Raw genomic sequence first — 12272 nt, forward strand, 5'->3', positions numbered from 1 at the left:
TGGTAAAGGCGCTTTGCTTGCAGCTCATCTGTGCTTATTGTTCAGCCTTCCAAAGTAGCTCCCACCTGTAATGGTTGATTTATTCATGCAATCGTCTGGCCCTCGTAAATCCCGTCGCTGGTTGATCAGCTTGCTGGTCCTGTTGGTCATCGTCGGCCTGTGCTGGTGGTTCTGGCCCGGTTCGACCTCGACATCAGGTACTGATACCGCCGCAAAAGGCGCGCACACCAGCAAATCGAGCGGCGTGGTCAGGCCGGGCTTCGGCGGATCGGCTGCAGCTGTTCCGGTGCGTGTCGCGCCGGTCACTCAGGGCGAGTTCCCGATTTACTACAAGGCGCTGGGTACTGTCACCGCCATGAATACCATCAACGTGCGCAGTCGCGTGGCAGGCGAACTGGTCAAGCTGAATTTCCAGGAAGGCCAGATGGTCAAGGCCGGTGATCTGCTGGCGGAAATCGACCCGCGCAGTTATCAGGTCGCGCTGCTGCAGGCCGAGGGCACGTTGGCCACCAATCAGGCCCTGCTCAAGAATGCCCAGCTTGACGTTCAGCGCTATCGTGGCCTGTACGCCGAAGACAGCATCGCCAAACAGACGCTGGACACTGCCGAGTCGCTGGTCAATCAGTACCAGGGCACCATCAAGACCAATCAGGCTGCAGTGGCCGAAGCAAAGCTGAATCTGGATTTCACGCGCATTCGTGCGCCGATTGCCGGCCGCGTGGGCCTCAAGCAACTGGACGTCGGCAACCTGGTGGCCGCCAATGACACCACTGCGCTGGCGGTGATTACCCAGACCCAGCCGATTTCTGTCAATTTCACCCTGCCTGAGAAAGACCTTTCCAGCGTGATCGCGCGCTACCGTACCGGCGACAAACTGCCCGTCGAGGCCTGGGATCGTGGTGATGTGAAGATGCAGGCGACTGGCGTCCTCGCCAGCCTGGACAACCAGATCGATGTCGCCACGGGCACCTTGAAATTCAAGGCCCGTTTCGATAACCGTGACGAAGCACTGTTCCCCAATCAGTTCGTCAATGTCCGCTTGCGGGCAGACACACTGACCCAGGCCATTCTTGTGCCAACGGCTGCCGTCCAGTTCGGCACCAATGGTACGTTCGTCTACGTGCTGGACGGTGACAAGAAGGTCAAGATCAACCTGCTCAAGACCGGCCCCAGCAACGAAACCTCCACCGTTGTGACCGAAGGCCTGGCTGCCGGAGCGCGCGTCGTACTGGAAGGCACCGATCGCCTGCGCGATGGCGCAGAAGTGGAAATCGTCAACGACAGTAAGGACGTGCCAGCAGGCCCTGCGCAAAAGCTGCAAGGCAAGCCGGACCCGAAGGCGGACAAATCGGCGTCAGTCCTGAAGGTGGATAAACCAAGCGTATGAACATGTCTCGCCTGTTCATCCTGCGCCCGGTCGCCACCACACTGAGCATGCTGGCGATCGTGCTGGCGGGCCTGATTGCCTATGGGCTTTTGCCTGTCTCGGCGCTGCCGCAGGTGGATTACCCGACCATTCGCGTCATGACGCTGTATCCCGGTGCCAGCCCGCAAGTAATGACCAGCGCCGTGACCGCACCCCTCGAGCGTCAATTCGGACAGATGCCGGGGCTGACCCAGATGGCATCGACCAGCTCGGGCGGTGCTTCGGTGATCACGCTGCGGTTCAGTCTTGAAATCAACATGGATGTGGCCGAGCAGGAAGTGCAGGCCGCGATCAATGGGGCCACCAACCTGTTGCCCAACGACCTGCCCGCACCGCCGGTCTACAACAAGGTCAACCCGGCCGACACCCCGGTGCTGACCCTGGCGATCACCTCGAAAACGATGCTGTTGCCCAAACTCAATGATCTGGTCGATACACGCATGGCGCAGAAGATCTCCCAGATCAGTGGCGTCGGCCTTGTCAGCATTGCCGGTGGTCAGCGTCAGGCGGTACGGATTAAAGTCAATCCCGAAGCACTGGCGGCCAATAGCCTGAACCTTGCCGATGTGCGTACCCTGATCAGCGCTTCCAACGTCAATCAGCCCAAAGGCAACTTCGACGGTCCGACACGGGTGTCGATGCTGGACGCCAACGACCAGCTCAAGTCGCCTGAGGAATACGCCAACCTGATTCTGGCCTACAAGGACGGCGCGCCGCTGCGCCTGAAGGACGTGGCAACCATCGTGGATGGCGCGGAAAACGAGCGCCTTGCGGCCTGGGCCAATCGCAGTCAGGCAGTGCTGCTCAATATTCAGCGTCAGCCGGGCGCCAACGTCATTGACGTGGTCGACCGGATCAAGGCCATGCTACCGGCGATCACCGACAACCTGCCGGCCGGTCTGGACGTGACGGTGCTGACCGACCGGACCCAGACGATCCGCGCCTCAGTCACCGACGTTCAGCACGAATTGCTGATTGCCATCGTGCTGGTGGTGCTGGTCACATTCCTGTTCCTGCGTCGTTTGAGCGCCACCATCATCCCGTCGATTGCCGTACCGTTGTCGCTGGTCGGCACCTTTGGCGTCATGTACCTCGCCGGTTTCTCGATCAATAACCTGACCCTGATGGCCCTGACCATCGCGACCGGGTTTGTGGTGGACGATGCCATCGTGATGCTGGAGAACATCTCCCGTCACATCGAGGAGGGCGAGACGCCGATGCGGGCCGCCTTGAAAGGGGCGAAGCAGATTGGCTTCACCCTGATCTCCCTGACCCTCTCGCTGATCGCCGTATTGATTCCGCTGCTGTTCATGGCCGATGTCGTCGGGCGGCTGTTCCGCGAATTCGCCATCACGCTTGCGGTCGCGATCCTGATTTCCCTGGTGGTATCGCTGACCCTGACGCCGATGATGTGTGCACGTCTGCTCAAGCGCGAACCCAAAGAAGAGGAGCAGAGCCGTTTCTACCGCGCCAGCGGTGCCTGGATCGACTGGCTGATCGAGGTCTACAGCCGGGGCCTGCGCTGGGTGCTCAAGCATCAGCCGCTGACGCTGCTGGTCGCCATCGCTACGCTGGGCCTCACCGTTGTGCTGTATATCGCAGTCCCGAAAGGGTTCTTCCCGGTGCAGGACACCGGTGTCATTCAGGGTATTTCCGAGGCACCTCAGTCGGTCTCGTTCAAGGCTATGAGCGAACGGCAGCAGGCGCTGGCAGACATCATCCTCAGAGACCCTGACGTCGCGAGCCTGTCTTCGTACATCGGCGTGGACGGCGATAACGCCACGCTCAATAGCGGACGGCTGCTGATCAACCTCAAACCCCACAGCCAGCGCGACCTGACGGCGGCGCAGATCATTCAGCGGATCCAGCCGGAAGTCGACAAACGCTCGGATATTCGCCTGTTCATGCAGCCGGTTCAGGACCTCACCATCGAGGACCGGGTGAGTCGCACTCAGTACCAGTTCAGCATGTCTTCACCTGATGCCGAATTGCTCAGCGACTGGAGCGCAAAGCTGGTGGACGCACTGGCCAAACGGCCTGAGCTCACCGATGTTGCCAGCGACCTGCAGGACAAGGGCCTGCAGGTGTATCTGCTGATCGACCGCGATGCGGCCAGCCGCGTCGGCGTCACGGTGGCGAACATCACTGATGCGTTGTACGACGCATTCGGCCAACGGCAGATATCCACCATCTATACCCAGGCCAGCCAGTACCGTGTGGTCCTGCAGGCGGCGTCCAGCAGTGAGCTGGGCCCTCAGGCGCTGGAACAGATTCATGTGAAAACCACTGACGGCGCCCAGGTCAAACTGTCGAGTCTGGCACGTGTCGAGCAGCGGCAGGCGCAATTGGCAATTGCCCATATCGGTCAATTTCCTGCGGTGATGATGTCTTTCAACCTCGCACCCAACGTTGCCCTGGGCGAGGCGGTCGAGGTTATCGAGCAGGTGCAGAAAGACATCGGCATGCCGATTGGCGTGCAAACCCAGTTTCAGGGTGCTGCAGAGGCATTCCAGGCGTCGCTGTCCAGCACGCTGCTGCTGATTCTGGCGGCGGTGGTGACCATGTACATCGTGCTGGGCGTGCTGTACGAGAGCTACATTCACCCGATCACCATTCTGTCGACCTTGCCTTCGGCGGCAGTCGGTGCCCTGCTGGCGCTGCTGATCAGCGGTAACGATCTGGGCATGATCGCCATCATCGGCATCATTCTGCTGATCGGTATCGTCAAGAAGAACGCCATCATGATGATCGACTTCGCCCTGGACGCCGAACGCAATCGAGGGGTCGATCCGGAGACAGCGATCTATGAAGCTGCGTTGTTGCGCTTCCGTCCGATTCTCATGACGACGCTGGCGGCCCTGTTCGGTGCCATTCCGCTGATGCTGGCCACCGGCTCTGGCGCGGAACTGCGTCAGCCGCTGGGTCTGGTGATGGTCGGTGGACTGTTGCTGAGTCAGGTGCTGACCCTGTTCACCACACCGGTGATCTATCTGTATTTCGACCGACTGGGTCGTCGCTGGCGCCGTAAGCCCGCCGCACCAGCCCGACTGGAACAGGCTGACGCATGAACCTCTCTGCGCCGTTCATCCGTCGACCGGTTGCCACCGTCCTGCTGAGCCTGGCAATCATGCTGCTGGGCGCAGTCAGTTTTCGGTTGTTGCCCGTTGCGCCGCTGCCGAATATGGACTTCCCGGTGATTGTGGTCTCTGCCAGCCTGCCAGGTGCCAGCCCGGAAATCATGGCGTCGAGCGTCGCCACGCCACTGGAGCGTTCGCTGGGGACGATTGCCGGCGTGAACACCATGACCAGCAACTCGAGCCAGGGCTCGACGCGGGTCATTCTGCAGTTCGATCTGGATCGCGATATCAATGGTGCGGCCCGAGAGGTTCAGGCGGCCATCAACGCATCGCGTAATCTGCTGCCCAGTGGTATGCGCAGCATGCCGACTTACAAGAAGGTCAACCCGTCACAGGCACCGATCATGGTCCTGTCCCTGACGTCGACCGTCCTGGAAAAAGGCCAGATGTACGACCTGGCCTCTACGATCCTGTCGCAGAGCCTGTCGCAGGTTACCGGGGTAGGCGAGGTGCAGATCGGCGGCAGTTCGCTGCCTGCCGTGCGCATTGAGCTGGAGCCACAGATGCTCTCGCAATACGGGGTATCCCTGGACGATGTGCGTAACGCGATCACCGGCAGCAACGTGCGACGCCCGAAAGGCTCGGTCGAGGACGGCCAGAACAATTGGCAGGTGCAGGCCAACGACCAGTTGGAGAAGGCCAAGGACTATGCGCCGCTGATCATTCGTTACCAGGACGGCGCAACGCTGCGCCTCAAGGACGTGGCCAAGGTCAGCGACGCGGTCGAGAACCGCTACAACAGCGGATTCTTCAACGACAATCAGGCGGTGCTGCTGGTGATCAACCGTCAGGCCGGTGCCAACATCATTGAAACGGTCGCTCAGATCAAGGCCCAGTTGCCGGCCTTGCAGGCCGTGCTGCCGGCCAGCGTGAAACTCGACATCGCCATGGACCGTTCTCCGGTCATCACCGCAACGCTGCATGAAGCGGAAATGACGTTGTTGATCGCTGTGGTGCTGGTGGTGCTGGTGGTGTTTCTGTTTCTGGGCAGTTTCCGGGCGTCGCTCATCCCGACGCTTGCGGTACCGGTTTCGCTGGTGGGCACCTTCGCGATCATGTACCTGTGCGGTTTTTCCCTGAACAACCTGTCGCTGATGGCCCTGATCCTTGCCACGGGTCTGGTGGTAGACGACGCCATTGTGGTGCTGGAGAACATCTCCAGGCACATCCACAACGGCCTGGATCCGATGAAGGCGGCTTTTCTGGGGGCCAAGGAAGTCGGCTTCACACTGCTGTCCATGAACGTCTCGCTGGTGGCAGTGTTCGTTTCGATTCTGTTCATGGGCGGACTGGTGGAAAGTCTGTTCCGGGAGTTTTCCATCACCCTGTCGGTGGCCATCGTCGTTTCGCTGATCGTGTCCCTGACCCTGACACCCATGCTCTGCGCGCGCTGGCTGAAGCCTCGCGAAGCAGAGCAGGAAAACGCCTTTCAGCGCTGGAGTGAGCGGGTCAACGACCGTATGGTTGCAGGTTACGACCGCTCCCTGGGTTGGGTGCTTCGGCATCCGCGCCTGACCTTGTTGAGCCTGTTGATCACCATCGTGGTGAACGTTGCGTTGTACGTTGTGGTGCCCAAGACCTTTCTGCCGCAGCAGGACACCGGTCAGTTGATGGGCTTTGTACGTGGTGACGACGGCCTGTCGTTCAAGGTGATGCAGCCCAAGATGGAGATTTTCCGCCGGGCAGTGCTGGAGGACCCGGCGGTGCAGAGTGTTGCGGGCTTCATCGGCGGCAGCGGCGGCACCAACAACGCGTTCATGATCGTGCGTCTCAAACCAATCACCGAGCGCAAGCTGTCGGCGGAAAAGGTGGTCGAACGGTTGCGCAAGAACCTGCCGCATGTTCCGGGCGGCCGTCTGTTTCTGGCGCCGGATCAGGACCTGCAACTGGGGGGTGGCCGCGAGCAGACCAGCTCTCAGTATCAGTATGTCGTGCAGAGCGCGGACCTGGACAGTCTGCGCGAGTGGTATCCGAAAATCGTCGCCGCGCTCAAGTCACTGCCGCAGCTGACGGCCATCGATGCGCGGGAAGGACGGGGTGCGCAACAGGTCACGCTGATCGTCAATCGCGACACCGCCAAACGGTTGGGCATCGATATGAACATGGTCACGGCCGTGCTCAACAACGCCTACAGCCAGCGCCAGGTTTCCACTATTTATGACAGCCTGAACCAGTATCAGGTGGTGATGGAGGTCAACCCCAAGTACGCCCAGGACCCGGTCACACTTGAGCAGGTCCAGGTGATCACTGCCGATGGGCAGCGCGTTCCGTTGTCGAGCATCGCGCACTACGAGCGCAGCCTGGAGAACGACCGGGTTTCACACGATGGTCAGTTTGCTTCAGAAAACATCTCATTTGATCTCGCCGAAGGCGTGAGCCTGGACCAGGCCACCGTGGCCATCGAGCGCGCGATTGCCGGGATTGGTTTGCCCGCCGATATCATTTCCAAAATGGCCGGCACCGCCGATGCGTTCGCCGCCACGCAGAAAAGCCAGCCCTGGATGATTCTCGGCGCGTTGCTGGCGGTGTACCTGGTGCTGGGTATTCTTTATGAAAGTTACATTCATCCGCTGACAATCCTCTCGACCCTTCCATCTGCAGGTGTCGGGGCCTTGTTGACCATTTATGTACTGCGCAGCGAGTTCAGCCTGATCTCGCTGCTGGGGCTGTTTCTGTTGATCGGCGTGGTGAAAAAGAACGCGATCATGATGATCGACCTTGCCCTGCATCTGGAGCGTGATCAGGGCATGAGTCCCCAGGAGTCCATCCGTAGCGCCTGTCTGCAGCGCCTGCGGCCGATTCTGATGACGACCATGGCGGCCATTCTGGGGGCTTTGCCCCTGTTGCTGAGCACTGCCGAGGGGGCTGAAATGCGCAAGCCCCTGGGCCTGACCATCATCGGCGGTCTGATTTTCAGCCAGGTGCTGACGCTTTACACCACCCCTGTGGTTTACCTTTATCTCGACCGTTTGCGTCACCGGTTCAGCCGGTGGCGGGGCGTTCGTACCGATGCTGCTCTGGAAACCCCGTTATGACCGATAGCCTGGCCTGCAAACTCAATCACAGATGGCTGCTTCGTCCGCTTGGCATGGGGCTGTGCGCGTTGGTGCTGAGCGCCTGTGCGGTCGGCCCGGATTATCAGCGACCGGAAATGGCCGCTCCTGCGCAGTTCAAGGCAGTGCAGGGCTGGCGCCAGGCGACGCCCAGGGACGATGCGCACGCCAGGGGTGCCTGGTGGGAGGTGTATGGAGACACCACGCTCAACGCGCTGGTGGAACGCCTCAACAGCTCCAACCAGACCGTGGCACAGTACGAGGCTCAGTACCGACAGGCGCAGGCGCTGGTGCGCAGTTCGCGCGCCGCGTTTTTCCCGACGCTCGACCTGACCACCGGGAAGACCCGTTCCAGCCAGGGAACCGGCAGCAGCACGTCGGGAAGCAGCAACCTCAATTCAGGTATCCGCGAGACGTACAACGCACAGTTGGGCGTCAGCTGGGAGGCCGATGTCTGGGGCAAGTTACGACGTGGTCTTGAGGCGGACAGCGCCAGCGCCCAGGCCAGCCTGGCCGATCTGGCCGCGATGCAATTGAGTCTGCAATCGGAGCTGGTGCAGAACTACCTCCAGCTGCGGGTGATCGACGAGCAGAAGCGCTTGCTGGAAGCCACGGTTGATGCCTATCAGCGCTCGCTGACCCTGACCCAGAACCAGTACCGCGCCGGTATTTCCGGGCGTGATGCAGTGGCTCAGGCGCAGACTCAGCTCAAAGGCACCCAGGCTGATCTGATCGATCTGGTCTGGCAGCGAGCGCAATTCGAGAACGCCATCGCCGTGCTGATGGGTATGGCGCCGGCCGACTTCAATCTGCAGGCCACGACCTCCATACCGGGTCTACCGGCCATTCCACCGGGCCTGCCATCGCAACTGCTTGAGCGTCGTCCGGACATTGCCGCTGCCGAGCGCTCGGTCATGGCTGCCAACGCCAATATCGGGATCGCCAAGGCGGCGTATTACCCTGACCTGACCCTCAGCCTCAGTGGTGGCTACAGCAGCAGTACGTTCTCCAACTGGATCAGCCTGCCAAATCGATTCTGGTCGGTGGGGCCGCAACTCGCACTGACCCTGTTCGACGGTGGCCGACGCTCGGCAGAAGTGGAGCGCACCGAGGCGGTCTACGACCAGACGGTCGCGCAGTACCGCCAGACCGTGCTCGACGGTTTTCGTGAGGTGGAAAATTATCTGATTCAGCTCAAGGTGTACGAAGAGGAGGCTTCAGTGCGTCAGGAAGCACTTGCCTCGGCGCGTGAGTCGCTGCGTCTCACCAGTAATCAGTACAAAGCCGGTCTGATCGGTTACCTGGATGTGGTCAATGTGCAGACGACTGCGCTGAGCAATGAACGCAGCGTTTTGAACGTGCTGCAGAGTCGTCTTGTGGCCAGCGTTCAGCTGATTGCCGCGTTGGGCGGCGGTTGGGACGCGGAGCGTGATCTGACACGCCGCGATTGAGCCTCAAGCCCGGGCAGGGGGCGCGGCGAGGCCCCGATTGACCCGTATTCGATAAAATAATGGCTCAGTGCCATATTTTCGACCAGTTACCGCGACATTTCGCAACAACTGCGTACAATTAGGCTCATCATATCGGCATGGACGCGTTCATTGGGTTTCGCGGGTGCGTCCATGTTGGTTGGCAGTTACATCCCTTCGCTCGTCATGATCTCCGTCCTGGTGGCGGTGCTTGCTTCCTATACCGCACTTGATCTGGCTGGCCGCGTTGCATCGGCGAAGGGCCGCGCTGTGTATTTGTGGATGGGCGGCGGTGCTGTGGCGATGGGTATCGGCATCTGGTCGATGCACTTCATCGGCATGCTGGCGTTCGTGCTGCCGTTGGGCCTTGGCTACGACATCCCGCTGACCCTCTGCTCATTGCTGATTGCCGTCGTGTCGTCCGGTTTTGCCTTGTGGCTCGTCAATCAGCCACAAATGCCTGCGCTGCAATTGGGCCTCGGTGCGCTGTTCATGGGGCTTGGCATCAGTGCCATGCATTACACCGGCATGGCCGCCATGCGGATGCAGCCGGGCATTGATTACGACCCGGCCCTGTTCAGTCTGTCTCTGGTTATCGCCATTTCAGCGTCGGCCGTGGCGCTCTGGATCGCTTTCCGGCTACGTGAGAACGTACCGAAAATTCAGTTGGCGCGTGCCGCAGCGGCGGTCGTCATGGGCATTGCCATTGTCGGCATGCACTACACCGGGATGGCGGCGGCCGGTTTTCCCGAAGGCAGTTATTGCGGCGCGCTTGCCAATGGACTTGGTCCCGACGGGCTGGACAAGCTGGTGCTGGTTACCAGCCTTGCAGTGCTCAGTATTGCGCTGTCGGCCTCCATTCTCGACGCCCGGCTTGAGGCGCGTACCACGGTCCTCGCCCAGTCGCTGATCAAGGCCAATCAGGAACTGACCCACCTGGCCTTGCATGACAACCTGACGGGGCTGCCGAACAGAGTCCTGCTGACGGACCGCATCGAACAGGCCATGAAAAAGACCAACGAGCAGGGCGGCTGCTTTGCGTTGATGTTCATGGACCTGGATGGCTTCAAACCGGTGAACGACGCTTTTGGGCATCATATCGGCGACCTGCTGTTGAGCGGGGTTGCGACGCGATTGCGTGAAAGCCTCAACCGTCACGACACGCTCGCCAGGATCGGAGGCGATGAGTTCGTACTGCTGATTGAGCTGAACGACGCTCAGGATGCAGCGGGAATCGCTGCGCGGCAGGTCAGCGTGATTGCTCAACCGTTTGATATCGGCGAGCACATGGTGCAGATATCGGTGAGCATCGGCATTTGCATGTATCCCGGCAATGGCGACACGCAGCACCAGTTGCTGGTTAATGCCGATGCTGCGATGTACCACACCAAGGCGGCGGGCAAGAACAACTACAGCTTCTTCGACGCCTCCATGAACAGCAATGCCCGCAACCAGTTGCAGCTTTTGCAGGATCTGCGCTCGGCGGTCAGGCACGGGCATTTCTGCCTGCATTACCAGCCAAAATTTGATGCGGTGACCGGCCGGCCGACCGGGGCTGAGGCCCTGTTGCGTTGGAATCATCCGGAACAGGGGCTTCTGAGCCCCGCTATGTTTATCGAGTTGGCCGAGAAGACGGGGCTGATCATTCAGATCGGTGAATGGGTGCTCGACGAAGCCTGCCGGCAGATGCGCGAATGGTTCAACGAGGGCTATGTCCACTGGCGTATGGCGGTCAACCTGTCGGCGTTGCAGTTCTGTCATGCGGGGCTGGTCAATACAGTGGCCGATACGCTGGCCCGCCATGCGTTGCCCGCCAACTGCCTGACGCTGGAAATCACCGAAACGACAGCCATGAGTGATGCCGACGCCAGCATGGCGGTGCTCAGGCAACTGTCCGAAATGGGCGTCGATCTTTCCATTGACGATTTCGGAACCGGTTACTCGAGTCTCATGTACCTCAAGCGCCTGCCAGCCAATGAAATCAAGATTGATCGCGGCTTCGTCCGCGACCTGGAGCACGACAGCGACGACGCCGCCATTGTGTCCGCAATCATTGCAGTGGGGCAGGCACTGAACTTGCGCATCGTTGCCGAGGGCGTCGAAACGGTGGTTCAGCAGGATTTTCTGACCAGTCTGGGCTGTAATGCCCTGCAGGGATTTCTACTCGGGCATCCGCTGCCCGCCCAGCGCTTTCTGGACGACATCCGCGTTGTGGAGGCGCGGCTGGACGCGCAGGCAACTGCCCGGCTGGCTGCCGCGAACTGATATATGACGATGGCGTCTGCTTTGAAACACTGGCAGGATCGTTGCCAGGGGCAGGCATTCGCACTCATCACATTGCCGATCCGTCGTACACAGTCGGTTTTCAAAAAAGAGCAAGAGACACATTCATGGAAAAGGTCCTCATCATTACAGGCGGCTCCCGCGGGATCGGTGCTGCCACGGCGGTGCTTGCCGCTTCACAAGGCTACCGAATCTGCATCAACTACCTGTCGGATCACGCCGCAGCCGAGAAGACCTGTGCTCAGGTCAGGGCGCTGGGCGCGCAAGCGATCACCGTGCAGGCTGATGTCAGTAACGAGGACGAGATCATTCGCCTTTATGCGCGTGTCGACGCAGAGCTGGGACGTGTCACTCACCTGGTCAACAACGCAGGCACGCTGGCGCAGGCCTCGCGTGTCGAAGAGATGTCCGAGTTTCGGTTGCTCAAGATGATGATGAGTAATGTGGTCGGTCCCATGCTGTGCAGCAAACATGCATTGCTGCGCATGTCGCCACGTCATGGCGGTACGGGTGGCAGCATCGTCAATGTGTCTTCGGCCGCAGCCAGGCTGGGGTCGGCGGGCGAATACGTGGATTACGCAGCGTCCAAGGGCGCACTGGATACCTTTACCCTCGGGCTTTCGAAAGAGGTTGCTGCAGAGAACATTCGGGTCAACGCTGTCAGACCGGGCTTTATCTTTACCGACTTTCACGCCATGAGCGGCGATCCGTTTCGGGTCAGCAAGCTGGAAGGCTCATTGCCTATGGGGCGTGGTGGCCGCGCCGAAGAGGTGGCCGAAGGTATCCTGTGGTTGCTATCGGACAAGGCGTCGTATGCAACCGGTACATTCCTCGACCTGGCGGGTGGTCGCTGACAGATACGCTGCCCAGCGTTGAAGCCAGTATCGCCGGTCAATTCCTGAAC

At 60.3% G+C, this 12272-nt stretch carries 6 protein-coding genes; all 6 read left to right on the top strand.

The window, feature by feature from the left end; all coding sequences use genetic code 11:
- Positions 1-70 precede the first annotated feature (70 nt).
- Positions 71-1387 carry an MdtA/MuxA family multidrug efflux RND transporter periplasmic adaptor subunit gene (locus BUB69_RS02025; RefSeq protein ID WP_073162042.1) on the top strand — a complete coding sequence of 439 codons (1317 nt, stop codon included), beginning with the start codon at positions 71-73 and terminating at the stop codon, positions 1385-1387.
- Entirely contained in the window at positions 1384-4494 is a 3111-nt protein-coding gene (locus tag BUB69_RS02030) for an MdtB/MuxB family multidrug efflux RND transporter permease subunit (RefSeq protein ID WP_073162043.1), read from the top strand. The genes BUB69_RS02025 and BUB69_RS02030 overlap by 4 nt, the downstream gene beginning before the upstream one ends.
- Complete coding sequence (locus tag BUB69_RS02035) at positions 4491-7598, top strand: multidrug efflux RND transporter permease subunit (protein ID WP_073162044.1); 3108 nt, start codon at positions 4491-4493, stop codon at positions 7596-7598. The genes BUB69_RS02030 and BUB69_RS02035 overlap by 4 nt, the downstream gene beginning before the upstream one ends.
- Positions 7595-9067: an efflux transporter outer membrane subunit gene (locus BUB69_RS02040; protein WP_024694697.1), complete on the top strand. Its 1473-nt coding sequence runs from the start codon at positions 7595-7597 to the stop codon at positions 9065-9067. Before BUB69_RS02035 ends, BUB69_RS02040 begins: the two co-directional genes overlap by 4 nt.
- 171 nt (positions 9068-9238) lie before the next feature.
- Positions 9239-11350 carry a putative bifunctional diguanylate cyclase/phosphodiesterase gene (locus BUB69_RS02045; protein WP_073162245.1) on the top strand — a complete coding sequence of 704 codons (2112 nt, stop codon included), beginning with the start codon at positions 9239-9241 and terminating at the stop codon, positions 11348-11350.
- A 125-nt stretch (positions 11351-11475) separates the two neighbouring features.
- Entirely contained in the window at positions 11476-12222 is a 747-nt protein-coding gene (locus BUB69_RS02050; RefSeq protein ID WP_073162045.1) for an SDR family oxidoreductase, read from the top strand.
- Positions 12223-12272: the final 50 nt, after the last annotated feature.

Source organism: Pseudomonas asturiensis, assembly GCF_900143095.1.
In the GTDB taxonomy this organism is placed as follows: domain Bacteria; phylum Pseudomonadota; class Gammaproteobacteria; order Pseudomonadales; family Pseudomonadaceae; genus Aquipseudomonas; species Aquipseudomonas asturiensis.